The following is an 18,480-nucleotide window of genomic DNA, read 5'->3' as shown; positions in this document are numbered from 1 at the left end:
AGCATCCGGACATCCCGGGCATATTTAACCTGACTCATTGTGATTTACAGAGTTCCACCCCATCTGAGTCTGTAGGCTGGCCCGATCCATCTGCGCAGACGTGAACTCCATGATCTCCATGTTTTCTTCCCGACACCGGCGTGCCCTGCGCCTGACCAGTCATTTTCTCCTGCCGTACCGCTGGCATGCCTTCGGCGCACTGCTCGCGCTGATCGTCACCGCCGGCATCACCTTGTCGATGGGGCAGGGCATCAAGTTGTTGGTAGACCAGGGTTTCATGACCCGTTCGCCGCATCTGCTCAATCAGTCGATCGGGATTTTCATGTTGCTGGTGCTCGGGCTGGCGCTGGGCACCTTTGCCCGTTTCTATCTGGTGTCGTGGATAGGCGAGCGCGTGGTCGCCGACATTCGCCGCCAAGTGTTCAATCACCTGGTGTATCTGCATCCAGGCTTTTATGAGGACAACCGCAGCTCGGAAATCCAGTCGCGTCTGACCGCTGATACCACGCTGCTGCAATCGGTGATCGGCTCGTCGCTTTCGCTGTTCCTGCGCAATCTGCTGATGGTCATCGGTGGTGTGGTGTTGCTGTTCATCACCAATCCGAAGTTGACCAGCATTGTCGTGATTGCACTGCCGCTGGTGATCGCGCCGATCCTGATTTTCGGCCGCCGCGTGCGCAATCTGTCGCGCCAGAGCCAAGACCGTATCGCCGACATTGGCAGCTATGTGTCGGAAACCCTTGGTCAGATCAAAACCGTACAAGCCTACAACCACCAGGTTCAGGACGAGCAGCGTTTCGCTTCGACCGTCGAGCAGGCGTTCGAAACTGCGCGTAAACGGATCTTCCAGCGAGCGTGGTTGATCACTTTGGTGATCGTGCTGGTGCTTGGCGCGGTGGCGGTGATGTTGTGGGTCGGCGGCATGGATGTGATGGCGGGACGGATTTCGGCTGGGGAACTGGCGGCGTTCGTTTTCTACAGCCTGATTGTCGGCAGTGCGTTCGGCACGCTGAGCGAAGTGATCGGCGAACTGCAACGCGCTGCGGGTGCCGCTGAACGCATCGCAGAATTGCTGCGTTCGGAAAACATCATCCAGCCACCGTTGACCGGACTGGTCACTCTGCCAGCGCGAGTCAAAGGTGAACTTGAACTGCGCGACGTGCGTTTTTCCTACCCGTCGCGTCCGCAAAGCTACGCCGTCGATGGCTTGAATCTGACGGTGAGGGCAGGCGAAACCCTGGCATTGGTGGGGCCGTCCGGCGCGGGCAAGTCCACGGTTTACGACTTGTTGCTGCGCTTCTACGATCCACGCGAGGGGCAGATTTTCCTCGATGGCGTGCCGCTGACCAGCCTTGACCCGCTGGATCTGCGCCGCTGTTTCGCCCTGGTCTCGCAAACCCCCGCGTTGTTTTTCGGCAGCGTGGAGGACAACATTCGCTACGGCTGCCCGACGGCCACGCTTGAACAGGTCAAGGAAGCTGCGCGAATTGCCCACGCCCACGACTTCATCGAACAAATGCCGGACGGCTATCAAACTCATCTCGGCGATGGCGGCCTCGGGTTGTCCGGCGGTCAGCGCCAACGTCTGGCCATTGCCCGCGCCTTGCTAGTGGACGCGCCGATCCTGCTCCTTGACGAAGCCACCAGCGCCCTCGACGCACAGAGCGAACATCTGATCCAGCAGGCCCTGCCAACGCTGATGGAAAACCGCACCACGCTGGTGATCGCTCACAGGCTGGCCACGGTGAAGAACGCTGACCGGATTGCGGTGATGGATCAAGGCAAGCTAGTAGCGGTGGGGACACATCAGGAGTTGATCGCCAGCAATCCGCTGTACGCACGGCTGGCGGCGTTGCAGTTCAATGATGGTCGATCTGTCACAGCAGACTGAGCAATCGATCAAGTAACCGACCAAAAAAATGCCCGCATCTCACGATACGGGCATTTTTCATGATCCGGCGTCAGCCTGGTGATTACTGATCGTCAAAATACCGCTCATGCCAATCCACCAGCGGTTGCGGCGAGTTGAGCTTTTGCCCGTAGATCACCGAGTAGGACAACACGTTCTGCACGTATTGACGGGTTTCGTCGAACGGGATGCTTTCCACCCAGACGTCGAAACTCAGGTGATCAGCGCCGCGCAGCCACTGACGCACGCGGCCTGGCCCGGCGTTATAAGCGGCGGAGGCGAGCACGCGGTTGCCGTTGAACTGGCTGTGCACCTGGCTGAGGTAAGCGGCGCCGAGCTGAATGTTCTTGTCTGGATCGAGCACTTGCTGGGGCGAGGCCAATGGAATGCTGAACTTGCGCGCGGTTTCCTTGGCGGTGCCGGGCATCAATTGCATCAGACCGCTGGCGCCGACGCCGGAGCGCGCGTCGTCCATGAAGGCGCTTTCCTGCCGGGTTATGGCGAACACCCAGCTCGAATGCAGGCCGCGAACCTTGGCTTCACGCACGAGGGTATCGCGGTGCGCCATCGGGAAGCGGATGTCCAGGTCGTCCCAGTACTGCGCCTGACTGATGGTGCGAATCGCCGGGAAGTACCATTTCAGGTCGTAGGCCAGTTTGGCCTGGGCGACCATTTCATCGCGGTTGAAATGACGGCTGACGTGATACCACTCGCGACGCCCGTCGACGATCTGCCCGCGTGCATGAAACTCCAGCGCGCGCCGCACGCCGGGGGTGTTACGAACCTTGTTGATCAACGCCTGGCTGAGCACCAGCGGCTTGTTGTTCAGCGAGTAAGGCGACTGTGAACGGTCTGCGGCGAGGAAGCCGTAGAAGTCTCGTTCCCGCGCCAGATTCTTGTACAGGGTCAGCGCTTGCGGGTTTTGTGGCTCGGCCAGCTCCAGACTGCGCGCCTGCCAATAGCGCCAACGGTTGGTGGTGGCCAGGTCTTGCGGCAGACGTTTGGTCAATTCGTAGGCATCGTTCCAGCGTGCCAGACGCAGCAGCAGGCGCAGGCGCCATTCCGAGACGGTGTTGTCGCGCAGCTCCGGATCGTATTTGGTCATCACGTCCAGCGCGCGGCTGTCGAAGCGGCGCGCGAGGGTCAGGCCGATCTCGCGAGCGATCGCGACCTTCTCATCGCGAGAGAAATGCATGCTGCTGGCGTAACCGTCGAGCAAAGCCATGGCCTTGTCCGGATCCTGCCGAGCGAGGCGGCGCAAGCCGAGGCTGACGACGTCTGACATCGGCTCGTCGGCCGGGCTGAAGCGCGACGGCTGATTGAGCAATTCGGGTTTCTGCGCCACGTCGACCAGCAAACGACCGCGCGGGGCGAGGGTGGTCAGGCCGTTGATCAGACTGTTGGCCAGCGGATAGTTGCGTGCCTGCGCAGCAAGTTTGGTGCGCTCCCAGCGTTTCTGCTCGGTAAGCTGGCCGTCGGCAGCCCAGATGCCGAACAGCGCGTCACAGGCGGCGGGTTGCGATTTGCCGGTCAGCCAGAGTTTTTCTGCGTTGGCATAGCCTTCAGCCTTCTTGTCGTGGCTGATTTGGTACTGCGCGTTGAGGCAGTCGAGCTCGGTGAAATTCAGCTTCGGATCGTAATACTTGACGAAGGTCGCCCAGTCGCCACGGTCGGCGAGCCAGCGCAACCAGCGCAGCTTCATCCAGTTGGCCTGCGGCAGGTCACCGTGTTCGGCGAGGAATTTCTCGATTTCTGCGTTGCTCGCGGTCTTCAGACGCGCGGTCAGTTCGTCGTAGGCCAGATACGGTTCCAGCGGATAATCGGCCAGCGCCTGGCTGTAACGGAAATACGGGCCGGTATCACCCTTGGCCAAGGCGCGCTTGGCTTCATCGTAATACTGGCGTTGGGTGGACAAGTCCACCGCCTGGACGGATTGAGCGGCAGCGGCGGTAAGAAACAAGCAGGACAAAACACTGAAAAGGCGACTGCGCATGAGACATCCGGGCAGAGAAATCATGACAAGTGCCGATCGGAATCCGCACTGAATTGACTGTAGCTTAGCCTTTTGCCAGCAAGCGGCGAAAGCTTTGCGAGCCTCGCTGCACAAGTTCGCAACAAATGTTGTGCAGAGTGCTTCGACAGACAAATTGCCGGCCTGCTGAAGCCTCAAGTCAGGTAGAATGCGCGCCCGGTTTTTGGAGAAGCTCATGACCCTGCTCAAATTCAGCGATGTGTCCCTTGCGTTCGGCGCTATGCCGTTGTTGGACAAGGTGTCCTGGCAGATCGCCCGTGGTGAGCGGGTGTGCATCATCGGCCGCAATGGCACTGGCAAGTCCAGCATGATGAAACTGGTCAAGGGCGACCAGAAGCCCGATGACGGCTCGGTGTGGCGTGCCCCCGGTCTGAAAATCGGCGAATTGCCGCAAGAATTGCCAGTGGCCGACGACCGGACGGTATTCGACGTGGTGGCTGAAGGCCTCGATGGTGTTGGCGCCTTGCTCGCCGAATATCATCACCTGAGCCAGAACATCGTCACCGACGCTGATCTGGACAAGCTGATGCATGTTCAGCACGACCTCGAAGCCCGTGATGGCTGGCGCCTGCAGACGCTGGTCGACAGCACCCTGAGCCGTCTGCAACTGCCGGCCGACAAGACCCTCGCCGAACTCTCCGGCGGCTGGCGTCGTCGCGTGCTGCTGGCGCAGGCGCTGGTGTCCGAACCGGACCTGCTGCTGCTCGACGAACCGACCAACCACCTGGACATCGGTGCGATTGCCTGGCTCGAAGAGGCGCTGAAAGATTTCCAGGGCGCCGTGCTGTTCATCACGCACGACCGTTCCTTCCTGCAAAACCTCGCCACGCGAATCCTCGAACTGGATCGCGGTGGGCTGATCGACTGGAACGGCGACTACGCCAGTTTCCTCGTGCACAAAGAAGCTGCGCTGGCCGCTGAAGAAACCGCCAACGCGCTGTTCGACAAGCGTCTGGCTCAGGAAGAGGTGTGGATCCGTCAGGGCATCAAGGCCCGCCGCACTCGCAACGAAGGTCGCGTGCGCGCCCTGAAAGCCCTGCGCGTTGAGCGCAGTGAGCGTCGCGAGCGTACCGGCAAGGCCAACATCCAGCTGGAAACCGCGGACAAATCCGGCAAGCAGGTGATGGTCCTCGAGAACGTGAGCTTCGCGCATCCGGGCGGGCCGTTCCTGATCAAGGATTTCTCCATGGTCCTGCAGCGCGGCGACCGTATCGGTCTGCTCGGCGCCAACGGTACCGGCAAGACCACCCTGTTGAAACTGATGCTCAGCGGTCTGCAACCGACCAGCGGTAAAGTGGAAGAGGGCACCCGGATCGACGTGGCGTACTTCGACCAGTTGCGCCATCAGCTGGATCTGGAAAAAACCGTGATCGACAACGTCGCCGAAGGTCGCGACTTCATCGACATCGACGGGCAGAGCCGTCACGTGCTGAGCTATCTCGGCGACTTCCTGTTCAGCCCGCAGCGTGCACGCACGCCGGTCAAGGCGTTGTCGGGTGGTGAACGTGCGCGTCTGTTGCTGGCGAAGCTGTTCAGCAAACCGGCGAACCTGCTGGTGCTCGACGAACCGACCAACGACCTCGATGTGGAAACTCTCGAGCTGCTCGAAGAAGTGCTGCTGACTTTCAACGGCACCGTGCTGATGGTCAGCCACGACCGGGCATTCCTCGATAACGTGGTGACCAGCACCCTGGTCTTCGAAGGTGAAGGCAAGGTTCGTGAATACGTCGGCGGCTATCAGGACTGGATCCGTCAGGGCGGTTCGCCGCGTCTGTTGGGCGTGACTGAAAGCAAGTCGGGCAAGGCTGACCTGAACTCGGCGGTGGTTAGCGCTGAGCCGGCTCCGGTGGCTGCGCCTGCGGCTGCCGCTCCGGTTGCCAAGAAGAAACTCAGCTACAAGCTGCAGCGTGAGCTGGAAGCCTTGCCGGGCGACATCGACGCCAAGGAGCAGCAAATCGCCGCGGTTGAAGCGGAAATGGCTGAAGCCGGTTTCTATCAGCGTCCGCCGGCGGAAACGGCCAAGGTGATTGCTTCGCTGGAGCAATTGCAGGCCGAGCTGGATGCGTTGGTGGAGCGTTGGGCCGAGCTGGATGCCTGATTGCTCCTGATGTGAAAAAGCCCGGCGCTCAGTGATGAGCGCCGGGCTTTTCATATGTAACGCGATCTACAGGCTGGAGCAGGTCAACTGTGAGAGCGAGCCTGCTCGCGAAAGCGGTGTGTCAGGCGGCACTCATATTGAATGTGCCGACGTATTCGCGAGCAGGCCCGCTCCCACAAACTGCAAGACAGATCAGCGTTTGACCAGGTGCACCGCGAGTACATCGCATGGCGCACCGTGCAGCACGTCATTCGCGGTCGAGCCGAGCAGCAGTGCCAGGCCATGGCGGCCATGACTGCCGACCACAATCAGATCGCACGCTTGTTCCTTGGCGAAATGATGGATTTCCTGGCGGGGCTGGCCGTAGGTCAGATGGCAATTGGCGCCTTCGAGCTCGGGGTATTTCGATTTGAGTTTTTCAAGACGCTCCTTGGCCTGATCGAACTGCTGTTGTTGCAGTTGTGACAGGTCCATTGGCACGTCGCCACCGAAGGCCATGGCCATTGGTTCAACGATATGCACCAGCGACAGCTTGGCAGCGTTGCTCACCGACAGCTCGCGGGCGCGGTGGATCACAGGGTCGCACTCTTCGGTCAGATCTACGGCGACCAGTATGTGGTGGTAGGGCATGAGGTGCTCCTCCTGAGGGTTCGATATTGGTAAGTATGGCTGGTTTCAAGCGCATTGGTTCGCAAGTGACACAATGGGCTCATCAAAAATCGGGAGTACAGATATGACGGTCTGGCTGGTGGTGTCAATCCTGCTGGTAGTTTTAAGTCCACTGGCATGGTTGCGCCCATCGCGAACGCAGAGCGGGCGCATGGCCCTGCGCATGGAGGCGCGACGCATCGGCCTGGCCATGCAGCTGGCGCCGCAGGAGTGGCCGCACTGGCTGCTGCCGGAGCCGCCGAATCCCTGCGCCCAGTACCATCGGCCGCGGCGTGGCAGCCAACCGGCGTGCTGGACGTACTGGCAGAAAACCCCGGGCGTTTGGGTCAATCAATGGCAGGAAGTCTGCGATGACCGGATCCTGCTCGATTATTTCGAAAAATTGCCGGGCAATGTTTTCAAGATCGAAGCGGACAAGCAGATGATCGCCTTGTACTGGGGCGAGAAGGGCGAGGCGACGGTTCTGCAGGATATCGACGCGACCCTGAAAGCACTGGCGTGATGCGCGGACTTTTCTCACTGCAACGGTGTGAAACGTCCGGCAGACGCGCAATAAAAAGCCCGACATGATTCGTCGGGCGGATTGGCCAGGCAGGCCGGTAATCTTTTTTTGCGGCAAGCGCTTTGATCGCCTCGGCAAATTTCCTCGCAGTCCACCCAGCGTAGCCTTCTGAACAGGGCTCGGCGGAAATTAGGGCGACTTTTCTAACTATTGATTCTATGAATGGCTGAACATCGAGACGGGTGTTGCTGCTCATCATGGTGCAGAAATGACCGCAAAGTCGCATTTCAGCCCGAATTTAGGGCGATTGACAATTGTCTGAAATTCCGTGAAGGTGACGTACCCGAATCAAACGGGCGTATGAATTGAGCGTTTGTCTTACAGACTGCTCCTACAGAATCCCGACTATCGCGTTGGCGGGTGTGCCGGGCGGACAGGTGTCAGCATCGACGAACAAAGCGTCCTTCTGAGCCATAAGCCTGCGTCCGACGTGTACTGTTCAGCTTCCATATCGTGGAGATCAGTTGATGATTTACGAAGGTAAAGCCATCACGGTTAAAGCTCTTGAAAGTGGCATCGTCGAATTGAAATTCGACCTCAAGGGTGAGTCCGTCAACAAGTTCAACCGTCTAACCCTGAACGAACTGCGTCAGGCCGTAGACACCATCAAGGCAGATGCTTCGATCAAGGGCGTGATCGTCAGCAGCGGCAAGGACGTGTTCATCGTCGGCGCCGACATCACCGAATTTGTCGACAACTTCAAGCTGCCGGATGCCGAGCTGGTTGCAGGCAATCTCGAAGCCAACAAGATCTTCAGCGATTTCGAAGACCTCAACGTGCCGACCGTCGCGGCCATCAACGGCATCGCCCTCGGTGGCGGTCTGGAAATGTGCCTGGCGGCCGACTATCGCGTCATGTCCACCAAGGCCAAGATCGGTCTGCCGGAAGTCAAACTGGGCATCTACCCAGGCTTCGGCGGTACTGTGCGTCTGCCACGCCTGATCGGTGTCGACAACGCCATCGAGTGGATTGCCGCCGGCAAGGAAAACCGTCCTGAAGACGCCCTGAAAGTCAGCGCCGTCGACGCCGTGGTTGCTCCAGAGAAGCTGCAGGAAGCTGCCCTTGAACTGATCAAGCGCGCCATCTCCGGTGAGTTCGATTACAAAGCCAAGCGTCAGCCGAAACTTGAAAAACTCAAGTTGAACGCCATTGAGCAAATGATGGCTTTCGAAACCGCCAAAGGTTTCGTGGCTGGCCAGGCCGGCCCGAACTACCCGGCGCCGGTTGAAGCGATCAAGACCATCCAGAAAGCCGCGAACTTCGGTCGCGACAAGGCACTGGAAGTGGAAGCTGCAGGCTTCGTCAAACTGGCCAAGACCTCTGCTGCGCAGAGCCTGATCGGCCTGTTCCTGAACGATCAGGAATTGAAGAAAAAGGCCAAGGCCTATGACGAAATCGCCAAGGACGTGAAGCAGGCTGCCGTACTCGGCGCCGGCATCATGGGTGGCGGTATCGCTTATCAGTCGGCTTCCAAAGGCACGCCGATCCTGATGAAGGACATCAACGAGCACGGTATCGAGCAGGGTCTGGCCGAAGCCGCCAAGCTGCTGGTCGGCCGCGTTGACAAGGGTCGCATGACCGCTGCGAAGATGGCTGAAGTGCTCAACGGCATTCGTCCGACCCTGTCCTACGGCGACTTCGGTCACGTCGATCTGGTCGTTGAAGCTGTGGTCGAAAACCCGAAGGTCAAGCAAGCGGTACTGGCTGAAGTCGAAGACAAGGTCAAAGAGGACACCATCCTCGCGTCCAACACCTCGACCATTTCCATCAGCCTGCTGGCCAAGGCCCTCAAGCGTCCGGAAAACTTCGTCGGCATGCACTTCTTCAACCCGGTGCACATGATGCCGCTGGTGGAAGTGATCCGTGGCGAGAAGTCCAGTGAACTGGCGATCGCCACCACCGTTGCCTACGCGAAGAAAATGGGCAAGAACCCGATTGTCGTCAATGACTGCCCGGGCTTTTTGGTCAACCGCGTGCTGTTCCCGTACTTCGGCGGTTTCGCCAAGCTGGTCAGCGCCGGTGTCGACTTCGTTCGCATCGACAAAGTGATGGAAAAATTCGGCTGGCCAATGGGCCCGGCTTACCTGATGGACGTGGTCGGCATCGACACCGGTCACCACGGCCGCGACGTCATGGCTGAAGGTTTCCCGGACCGCATGAAGGATGACCGTCGTTCGGCCATCGACGTGCTGTACGAAGCCAAACGCCTGGGCCAGAAGAACGGCAAGGGCTTCTACGCCTACGAGGCCGACAAGAAAGGCAAGCAGAAGAAAGTCGCCGATCCGTCGGTACTCGAAGTGCTCAAGCCGATCGTTTACGAGCAGCGCGAAGTCACTGACGAAGACATCATCAACTGGATGATGATCCCGCTGTGCCTGGAAACCGTGCGCTGCCTGGAAGACGGCATCGTTGAAACCGCCGCCGAAGCCGACATGGGTCTGGTCTACGGTATCGGTTTCCCTCCATTCCGTGGCGGTGCGCTGCGCTACATCGATTCGATCGGTGTTGCCGAGTTCGTTGCCCTGGCTGACCAGTACGCTGATTTGGGCGCGCTGTACCACCCGACCGCGAAGCTGCGCGAAATGGCCAAGAACGGCCAGAGCTTCTTCGGTTAAGCGCCCCCAACTAGAGTGAGAGTGAACTTATGAGCTTGAATCCTAGAGACGTCGTGATTGTCGACTTCGGTCGTACTCCGATGGGCCGCTCCAAGGGCGGCATGCACCGCAACACCCGCGCTGAAGACATGTCGGCGCACCTGATCAGCAAACTGCTGGAACGCAACACCAAGGTCGACCCGGCGGAAGTCGAGGACGTGATCTGGGGCTGCGTCAACCAGACCCTGGAGCAGGGCTGGAACATCGCGCGCATGGCGTCGCTGATGACCCAGATTCCGCACACTTCGGCCGGCCAGACCGTCAGCCGTCTGTGCGGTTCGTCGATGAGCGCGCTGCACACTGCTGCGCAAGCGATCATGACCGGCAACGGTGACGTGTTCGTGGTCGGCGGCGTCGAGCACATGGGCCACGTGAGCATGATGCACGGTGTCGATCCGAACCCGCACATGTCGCTGTACGCGGCGAAAGCCTCGGGCATGATGGGCCTGACCGCTGAAATGCTCGGCAAGATGCACGGCATCACCCGTGAGCAGCAGGATGCCTTTGGCGTGCGTTCCCACCAGTTGGCCCACAAGGCAACCGTGGAAGGCAAGTTCAAGGACGAAATCATCCCGATGCAGGGTTACGACGAGAACGGTTTCCTGAAACTGTACGACTACGACGAAACCATTCGTCCGGAAACCACCCTGGAAAGTCTGGCGGCGCTCAAGCCGGCATTCAATCCGAAGGGCGGCACCGTGACTGCCGGTACTTCGTCGCAGATCACTGACGGTGCTTCGTGCATGATCGTGATGTCGGCGCAGCGTGCGCAGGACCTCGGCATCCAGCCAATGGCGGTAATCCGTTCGATGGCAGTGGCGGGTGTAGACCCGGCAATCATGGGCTATGGTCCAGTGCCGGCAACACAAAAAGCCCTGAAGCGCGCAGGCCTTGGCATCAACGATATCGACTTCTTCGAGCTCAACGAAGCTTTCGCTGCACAGGCTCTGCCAGTGCTGAAAGATTTGAAAGTGCTCGACAAGATGAACGAGAAGGTTAACCTGCACGGCGGCGCGATCGCCCTGGGTCACCCGTTCGGTTGCTCCGGTGCGCGTATTTCCGGCACCCTGCTGAACGTGATGAAGCAGAATAGCGGCACCTTTGGGGTGGCCACTATGTGCATTGGTCTCGGCCAAGGCATCTCCACCGTCTTCGAACGCGTTTAAGCGTCTCGTCGATGGAAGCCGGGGCCCAGTGCCCCGGTTTTTGTTTTTGGGTTTTTTATTTATTTTTGAAAAGATTTCAGTGAGGGCCGAAGCATGCCGATACAACCTGGGCTCTACCAACATTACAAAGGTCCGCAATACCGTGTATTCAGTATTGCGCGGCATTCCGAAACCGAAGAAGAAGTGGTCTTTTACCAAGCCCTGTATGGCGATTACGGCTTTTGGGTGCGCCCGCTGAGCATGTTCGTCGAGTCGGTCGAGGTTGACGGCGAGCAGGTGCCGCGCTTTGCTTTGGTGCAAGCCGAACCGAGCCTTTTTGACAAGGCATGAGGCGACTGCGCAGACAACCCTGCGCTTGACCTCACCTTGTATCAACTATATATAGCGGTGCCGCGTCAGGCGCCAACCGCCTTTCACTTCTAGAATTCAGGAATTTTCTGATCCATGGGCAAATCGCTGGTCATTGTGGAATCCCCGGCTAAGGCCAAGACCATCAACAAGTATCTGGGTAACCAATACGTGGTGAAGTCGAGTATCGGCCATATCCGAGACCTGCCCACCAGCGGTTCGGCTAGCGCCAGCAAAGAGCCAGCCGCCAAGCGCGGCAAGGCTGCTGCGGGCGAAGGTCCGGTGCTCTCGCCGAAAGAGAAAGCGCGCAAGCAACTGGTCTCGCGCATGGGCGTCGATCCCGAACACGGCTGGAAAGCCCAGTACGAGATCCTCCCGGGCAAAGAAAAGGTCATCGAAGAGCTGCGCCGGCTCGCCAAGGATGCTGACACCATCTATCTCGCAACCGACTTGGATCGCGAGGGGGAAGCCATTGCCTGGCACCTGCGCGAAGCCATCGGTGGTGACGATAGCCGTTACAAGCGCGTGGTGTTCAACGAAATCACCAAGAAGGCGATCCAGGAAGCCTTCTCCGAGCCGGGCGAGCTGGACATTGATCGTGTCAACGCCCAGCAGGCGCGTCGCTTCCTCGACCGCGTCGTCGGCTACATGGTCTCGCCGCTGCTGTGGGCCAAGATCGCCCGTGGTCTGTCCGCCGGTCGCGTGCAATCGGTTGCGGTGAAGCTGGTAGTCGAGCGTGAGCGTGAAATCCGTGCGTTCAATCCCGAAGAATACTGGGAAGTGCACGCTGATCTCGGCACCACCAAAGGCTCGACCGTGCGTTTCGAAGTGGCTCGCGAAAAAGGCGAAGCCTTCAAGCCGCTGAATGAAGCCCAGGCCATGGCTGCGCTGGAGAAGCTCAAGTCTTCCAGCTACAACATCGTCAAGCGCGAAGACAAACCGACCAGCAGCAAGCCGTCGGCGCCGTTCATCACGTCGACCTTGCAGCAGGCTGCGAGCAACCGCCTCGGTTTCGGCGTGAAGAAAACCATGATGATGGCCCAGCGTCTGTACGAAGCTGGCTACATCACTTACATGCGTACCGACTCGACCAATCTCTCGGCCGACGCCGTGGCGATGGCGCGCACATACATTGAGGACGAATTCGGCAAGAAATACCTGCCGGAAACGCCGAACGTTTACAGCAGCAAGGAAGGCGCGCAAGAGGCTCACGAAGCGATTCGTCCGTCCGACGCCAATACCACGCCGAGCAAGCTGGCGGGTATGGAGCGCGATGCCGAGCGTCTGTATGAGCTGATCTGGCGCCAGTTCCTAGCCTGCCAGATGCTGCCGGCGCAGTACCTGTCGACCACCGTCAGCGTCGGCGCTGGCGACTTCGAGCTGCGTGCCAAGGGCCGTATCCTCAAGTTCGACGGTTATACCCGGGTGATGCCGCAGATTGCCAAGCCCGGTGACGACGACGTACTGCCGGATATGGCGCAGGGCGATGTGATGAAGCTGATCAAGCTTGACCCGTCGCAGCATTTCACCAAGCCACCGGCGCGTTATTCCGAAGCCAGTCTGGTCAAGGAGATGGAAAAACGCGGCATCGGTCGTCCTTCGACTTACGCTGCGATCATTTCGACCATTCAGGATCGCGGTTATGTGACCCTGCACAACCGTCGTTTCTACTCGGAAAAGATGGGTGACATCGTCACCGAACGTCTGTCCGAGAGCTTCTCCAATCTCATGGACTACGGCTTCACCGCCGGCATGGAAGAGAACCTCGATGACGTGGCGCAGGGCGAGCGCGACTGGAAAAACGTGCTGGACGAGTTCTATGGCGACTTCAAGAAGAAACTCGAAGTAGCGGAAAACCCGGACAGCGGCATGCGCGCCAACCAGCCGGTCATGACTGACATTCCGTGCACCACTTGCGGTCGTCCGATGCAGATTCGTACCGCATCGACTGGCGTGTTCCTCGGCTGTTCGGGCTACAGCCTGCCGCCGAAAGAGCGCTGCAAGGCCACCGTCAACCTGGTGCCGGGCGATGAAATCGCAGCGGACGACGAGGGCGAATCGGAATCGCTGGTGCTGCGTGGCAAGCATCGCTGCCCGATCTGCAGCACGGCGATGGACGCCTACCTGCTAGACGAAAAGCGCAAGTTGCACATCTGCGGCAACAACCCGGATTGCGCCGGTTACGAAATTGAAGAGGGCAGCTATCGCATCAAGGGCTATGAGGGTCCGAGTCTGGAATGCGATAAGTGCGGCAGCGAAATGCAGCTCAAGACCGGCCGTTTCGGCAAGTTCTTCGGTTGCACCAACCCTGAGTGCAAGAATACCCGCAAGTTGCTGAAGAGCGGTGACGCGGCACCGCCGAAGATGGATCCGGTGAAGATGCCTGAGCTGAAATGCGAAAAGGTCAACGACACCTACATCCTGCGCGATGGTGCCTCCGGTCTGTTCCTGGCTGCCAGTCAGTTCCCGAAAAACCGCGAGACCCGCGCTCCGCTGGTGATCGAGATTCTGCCGCACAAGGACGAGATTGATCCGAAGTACCACTTCCTGTGCGAGGCTCCGCAAAAGGATCCTGACGGTCTGCCAGCGGTCATCCGCTACAGCCGCAAGACCAAGGAGCAATACGTACAGACCGAAGTCGACGGCAAGCCGACAGGCTGGAAAGCGTATTACGACGGTGGCAAGTGGACTGTTGAAGACAAGCGCAGCGCAAAGGCCAAGGCTGAGTAAGCGCTAGTCTGAACAGCAAAAAGGCCGCATGAACCCTTCGGGTTTTCATGCGGCCTTTTTGTTTTTTGCTTGCGCTGGCATCGGCTGATCCATGACACTGCCGGGCCTGTGTGAAGCAATTATTTCGTTGTGGAGGCTGCCGTCATGGCCCACGAACTCTATACCCGCACCAACCAGAAGATCTATTTCGCCGGCCTGTCACTCGAAGCTCTGGCTCGTGCTGAAGAAGGGCGGGCGATGAATTCTCTGGCGCTGATCCAGGCCGGGCGTGAGTCGGCGTTGTTCCACCTCTACGGCGCACTGCTGGGCTTGTGTCATGAGATCGCCGGTTTTTATCGTCTGCCGCAGGCCAATTCGCCGAGGGCAGAGGAGTTGTTGACGCGCGAAGTGCTGGAGTCGATCGCCATTCCGGAGTTGGCCGAAATGGTCGAGCTGGCCGGTAATCCGGAAACCTGGCTGGCGAAACTGCTGGCGGCGCACGCAGCACTGTTTCAGCCACCGAGGGCGCCACGCAAGCCGAAAGGCGACGTGACGCAGCCGCTGATCCAAGCGATTAATCTTGATGAAGAAGAGGCGGCAGAAGAGCTCAGTCGAGACGAGCTGGAGAGCTGGCGGCAGAACCTTAAAGGTCTGGCCCTGCGTTTCCGTGAAGGTTTGAATGAGTGCTGATTGGATTTGGCGCAGTGGCAATCTGAAACATGCTGCTGGTCAAGATCCCGAGCGAAGCTCGAATGATGTCTATATAATCGCTGCCTTTCGTGGAGAACAGACTTATATGCCAACGTCCTTTCTAGAAATTGTCGAGTTACCAGACGGCCGAATCGAACTGCGCAGGGCCGAGGACGAAGGTTCTCTGGTGACGCTGGATTTCTCCGAGGATGCCAAGGCGTTCCTGCAAGGCCAGCACGTTGAAATTGCCAAAGCGATGTTGAGCGTCGGCGTGCAGATGGCAGGTCGTATGGTTGAAGGCGAGTTTGATAAGGAAGAGGGGCCGCGGGTTCTTCATTGATCCACGCTTTGGCCTTTTCTCGGTCGCTTGCGCTTCAGATCGGCTTCTCTGTCCCTGGAGAAGCCCTGCGCTTCACACAGCGCGCATTACTCAACAATCAACCCAAACGAATGTTCAGGCTCTGAGCTTCGCCCGTGCGCGCGGCGCTGATCAGTTGTTGCCGTGAATTGGCATTCAACGGGTTTAGCCAGGTCACCACGGTGTGGCTGCGACCCAGTCGCAACGCTTCGCACGCCAGTTGCTGAGCACTCTGCGTGCCACGCGGTTGCAGCAGCAGGATGCGTTCGCGGTTCAGGCCGGCATCGCGCAGCCAGGTTTGCGTCAGGCTGGCGGGTGGGGCGATCAGCGTCAGCCAGCGCGCATCCTGATCCTCGCTCAATTCACGGAGGATCGGCGCTAGCAGGTTCAGGCAGTTCCCGGCCGCACCACGCAGTGATAGCTCACTGAAGGCGTCAGGTTTGGCATTCCAGTCACGCTCGACCACGTCTTTGAGGATCGGCGCAATCGGTTGCGCCAGAAACGCTTCAAATAAAGGCAGTTGTGTTTGCTGAGGTGTGTGTGGGAACTGCATGGAGCCTCCTTTAGCGGCGAATGACGCCGACACTCAAGCCTTCGATCACCAGTTCCTGATCTTTCAGGTCGACTTCGATAGGGGCAAACTCGGGGTTCTCGGCAATCAGCCAGACTTTGCTGCCTTCACGCTTGAAGCGTTTGACAGTCACTTCGTCGCCGATACGCGCAACCACAACCTGGCCGTTACGCGCTTCGCGGGTGGTATGCACCGCCAGCAGGTCACCATCGAAAATACCGATGTCCTTCATGCTCATGCCGTGCACACGCAACAGGTAATCGGCGCGAGGATGGAAGAAGGTCGGGTTGATGTTGCAGGATTCTTCGATGTGCTGTTGAGCGAGGATCGGCGCGCCGGCAGCCACTCGGCCGATGATTGGCAGGGTGGAGTCATCGGCCTTGGCTTCGAATCCGGGAATACGGATGCCCCGGGAAGCGCCCGGGGTCATCTCGATCGCGCCTTTGCGGGCCAGGGCCTTGAGATGTTCTTCCGCCGCGTTGGGCGATTTGAAACCCAATTCCTGAGCGATTTCCGCACGGGTGGGCGGATAGCCGTTGTCTTCGAGGCAACGTTTGATGAAGGCCAGAATCTCGGCTTGGCGTGGCGTCAGCTTTAGCATATTGATCGCTCTGTCTTTTTATACAGTGACTGGGATTATATACAGTGAAGCAGTCTTGGCAATGGGCGTTTTTTTGCCGCCCGCCGAGCGGTCGCGAAGGGCGCTTATTAATGCTGGCGCCTTGTGTGGTTAAATAGCTGACCGACCATTCCCAAAACGAACCGGCAGGCTTGACAAGGCTTAGGCTGAAACGTATGTTTCAAACAAGTGTTTGTCAGGCGGAGTAGCCATGGCCCAGTCGGAAACCGTTGAACGCATTCTTGATGCTGCCGAGCAGTTGTTCGCGGAGAAAGGATTCGCTGAAACCTCATTGCGTTTGATCACCAGCAAGGCTGGCGTCAATCTGGCTGCGGTGAATTATCACTTCGGCTCGAAAAAGGCGCTGATCCAGGCCGTGTTCTCGCGCTTCCTCGGTCCGTTCTGCGTCAGCCTCGATAAAGAGCTGGAGCGCCGTCAGGCCAAGCCTGAGAACAAGCCGACCCTCGAAGAGCTGCTGGAAATCCTCGTCGAGCAAGCGCTCGTCGTGCAGCCTCGCAGCGGTAACGATCTGTCGATCTTCATGCGTTTGCTCGGCCTCGCGTTCAGCCAGAGCCAGGGCCACTTGCGACGTTATCTGGAAGACATGTATGGCAAAGTGTTCCGCCGCTACATGCTGCTGGTCAATGAAGCGGCGCCACGCATTCCACCGATCGAGCTGTTCTGGCGCGTGCACTTCATGCTCGGCGCCGCAGCGTTCAGCATGTCCGGGATCAAGGCCTTGCGCGCGATTGCCGAGACCGATTTCGGCGTGAATACCTCCATCGAACAAGTGATGCGCCTGATGGTGCCGTTCCTCGCTGCCGGCATGCGCGCCGAAACCGGCGTCACCGATACAGCCATGGCCAGCGCGCAATTGCGTCCGCGCAGCAAATCCATACCGGTCGCCGCCAAGGTTTGACCGCGCACGGGTGGGCGCGGCAGCTGGTATCCGCTAAGCTAGCCGGCCATGCCGACTCTCGTACTGAACCCGATCTGCATGAATTCTGCTGACCGTCCGGGCATTGCCCACGGTAGCGAATGCAAGCAGATCGGGTTTTTCGTTTTCAAGGAATCTCTATGACTGCTGGCCTGCAAGGCTCGTTGATGGTGGACGTCGCCGGTACCTGGCTGACGGCCGAAGATCGCCAATTGTTGCGTCAGCCCGAAGTGGGCGGCCTGATCATTTTCGCCCGCAATATCGAGCATCCACGCCAGGTGCGCGAACTGAGCGCCGCGATCCGCGCGATTCGCCCGGATCTGCTGCTGGCGGTTGATCAGGAAGGCGGGCGTGTGCAGCGTTTGCGTCAGGGTTTCGTCCGTCTGCCAGCGATGCGCGCCATCGCCGATAACCCGAATGCAGAGTATCTCGCCGAGCAATGCGGCTGGATCATGGCCACCGAAGTGTTGGCGGTCGGGCTCGACCTGAGTTTCGCCCCGGTGCTGGATCTGGACTATCAGCGCAGCGCCGTGGTGGGCACCCGTTCTTTCGAAGGCGATCCCGAGCGCGCCGCCTTGCTCGCCGGTGCATTCATTCGCGGCATGAACAGCGCCGGCATGGCCGCCACCGGCAAACATTTTCCGGGCCACGGCTGGGCGGAAGCAGACTCCCATGTAGCGATCCCGAACGACGAGCGCAGTCTCGACGAAATCCGCGCCAATGATCTGGTGCCCTTCGCCAAACTCAGCAAACAACTGGCCGCCGTCATGCCGGCCCACGTCATCTATCCGCAAGTCGACTCGCAGCCCGCCGGTTTCTCCCGACGCTGGCTGCAGGAGATTCTGCGCGGCGAGTTGCAGTTCGATGGCGTGATCTTCAGCGATGATCTGTCGATGGCCGGCGCCCACGTGGTCGGCGACGCTGCCAGCCGCATCGAAGCCGCGCTGAGTGCCGGTTGCGATATGGGCCTGGTATGCAACGACCGCGCGGCAGCCGAGCTGGCGTTGAGTGCCGCCCAGCGTATGAAGGTCAAGCCTTCCGCGCGCATCGCGAAGATGCGCGGGCAGGCCTTCGCCAGCACCGATTATCGTCAGGACCCGCGTTGGCTCACCGCCCTCGGCGCGCTCAAAGACGCTCAACTGATCGATTAAGGATTTT

The 18,480-nt window shown here is 59.3% G+C and carries 15 protein-coding genes; 11 read left to right on the top strand and 4 right to left on the bottom strand.

The features are described 5' to 3' along the window. The first annotated feature begins 109 nt into the window (after positions 1 to 109). Positions 110 to 1,891 (top strand): ABC transporter transmembrane domain-containing protein, encoded by a 1,782-nt coding sequence (locus AB4O12_RS12645; RefSeq protein ID WP_269085004.1) that lies wholly within the window; start codon positions 110 to 112, stop codon positions 1,889 to 1,891. A gap of 82 nt (positions 1,892 to 1,973) precedes the next feature. Here the strand turns inward: AB4O12_RS12645 and AB4O12_RS12640 are convergent, their stop codons facing one another. Continuing rightward, complete coding sequence (locus AB4O12_RS12640) at positions 1,974 to 3,902, bottom strand: transglycosylase SLT domain-containing protein (protein WP_056791535.1); 1,929 nt, start codon at positions 3,900 to 3,902, stop codon at positions 1,974 to 1,976. A gap of 214 nt (positions 3,903 to 4,116) precedes the next feature. On the opposite strand from AB4O12_RS12640, the gene AB4O12_RS12635 reads away from it, so the two are divergent. Beyond that, a complete protein-coding gene (locus AB4O12_RS12635) occupies positions 4,117 to 6,039 on the top strand; it encodes an ATP-binding cassette domain-containing protein (RefSeq protein ID WP_016775499.1) in 1,923 nt (640 codons plus the stop codon). Between the two features lie 192 nt (positions 6,040 to 6,231). On the opposite strand, the gene AB4O12_RS12630 is transcribed toward AB4O12_RS12635, so the two are convergent. Next, positions 6,232 to 6,669, bottom strand: a complete 438-nt coding sequence (locus tag AB4O12_RS12630; protein ID WP_016775498.1) for a universal stress protein — start codon at positions 6,667 to 6,669, stop codon at positions 6,232 to 6,234. Positions 6,670 to 6,772: 103 nt separating this feature from the next. On the opposite strand from AB4O12_RS12630, the gene AB4O12_RS12625 reads away from it, so the two are divergent. The 7 genes from AB4O12_RS12625 (at position 6,773) to AB4O12_RS12595 (ending at position 15,177) form a co-directional block, all read left to right on the top strand. Next, complete coding sequence (locus AB4O12_RS12625; RefSeq protein ID WP_041477352.1) at positions 6,773 to 7,210, top strand: hypothetical protein; 438 nt, start codon at positions 6,773 to 6,775, stop codon at positions 7,208 to 7,210. A gap of 527 nt (positions 7,211 to 7,737) precedes the next feature. Then, on the top strand, positions 7,738 to 9,885 hold the full coding sequence (gene fadB, locus AB4O12_RS12620; RefSeq protein ID WP_024013640.1) for a fatty acid oxidation complex subunit alpha FadB: 2,148 nt from the start codon (positions 7,738 to 7,740) through the stop codon (positions 9,883 to 9,885). Positions 9,886 to 9,914: 29 nt separating this feature from the next. Then, positions 9,915 to 11,090 carry an acetyl-CoA C-acyltransferase FadA gene (fadA, locus tag AB4O12_RS12615; RefSeq protein WP_095182362.1) on the top strand — a complete coding sequence of 392 codons (1,176 nt, stop codon included), beginning with the start codon at positions 9,915 to 9,917 and terminating at the stop codon, positions 11,088 to 11,090. Positions 11,091 to 11,183: 93 nt separating this feature from the next. Next, positions 11,184 to 11,420 (top strand): DUF1653 domain-containing protein, encoded by a 237-nt coding sequence (locus AB4O12_RS12610; protein ID WP_125918335.1) that lies wholly within the window; start codon positions 11,184 to 11,186, stop codon positions 11,418 to 11,420. Positions 11,421 to 11,534: 114 nt separating this feature from the next. Continuing rightward, positions 11,535 to 14,168 carry a type I DNA topoisomerase gene (gene topA / locus AB4O12_RS12605; protein ID WP_056791529.1) on the top strand — a complete coding sequence of 878 codons (2,634 nt, stop codon included), beginning with the start codon at positions 11,535 to 11,537 and terminating at the stop codon, positions 14,166 to 14,168. A 144-nt stretch (positions 14,169 to 14,312) separates the two neighbouring features. Continuing rightward, the gene (locus tag AB4O12_RS12600) at positions 14,313 to 14,837 is read left to right on the top strand and encodes a DUF6586 family protein (RefSeq protein WP_460062189.1); all 525 of its coding nucleotides are present in this window, start codon (positions 14,313 to 14,315) and stop codon (positions 14,835 to 14,837) included. 106 nt (positions 14,838 to 14,943) lie between these two features. Further along, positions 14,944 to 15,177: a hypothetical protein gene (locus AB4O12_RS12595; RefSeq protein ID WP_003226592.1), complete on the top strand. Its 234-nt coding sequence runs from the start codon at positions 14,944 to 14,946 to the stop codon at positions 15,175 to 15,177. A 97-nt stretch (positions 15,178 to 15,274) separates the two neighbouring features. Here AB4O12_RS12595 and sulA read toward each other — a convergent pair whose 3' ends face one another. Both sulA and lexA read right to left on the bottom strand, forming a co-directional pair. Continuing rightward, positions 15,275 to 15,748, bottom strand: a complete 474-nt coding sequence (sulA, locus tag AB4O12_RS12590) for an SOS-induced cell division inhibitor SulA (RefSeq protein ID WP_041477346.1) — start codon at positions 15,746 to 15,748, stop codon at positions 15,275 to 15,277. 10 nt (positions 15,749 to 15,758) lie between these two features. Further along, complete coding sequence (gene lexA / locus AB4O12_RS12585; RefSeq protein WP_016775490.1) at positions 15,759 to 16,367, bottom strand: transcriptional repressor LexA; 609 nt, start codon at positions 16,365 to 16,367, stop codon at positions 15,759 to 15,761. 229 nt (positions 16,368 to 16,596) lie between these two features. On the opposite strand from lexA, the gene AB4O12_RS12580 reads away from it, so the two are divergent. Both AB4O12_RS12580 and nagZ read left to right on the top strand, forming a co-directional pair. Continuing rightward, the gene (locus AB4O12_RS12580) at positions 16,597 to 17,304 is read left to right on the top strand and encodes a TetR/AcrR family transcriptional regulator (RefSeq protein WP_056791523.1); all 708 of its coding nucleotides are present in this window, start codon (positions 16,597 to 16,599) and stop codon (positions 17,302 to 17,304) included. A 170-nt stretch (positions 17,305 to 17,474) separates the two neighbouring features. Next, positions 17,475 to 18,473, top strand: coding sequence for a beta-N-acetylhexosaminidase (gene nagZ, locus AB4O12_RS12575; protein ID WP_236169425.1), 999 nt, complete (start codon positions 17,475 to 17,477; stop codon positions 18,471 to 18,473). The last annotated feature ends 7 nt before the right edge of the window (positions 18,474 to 18,480 follow it).

The organism is Pseudomonas sp. S2_A05 (assembly GCF_054668485.1).
This window is presented reverse-complemented; position numbering and strand designations above follow the sequence as displayed.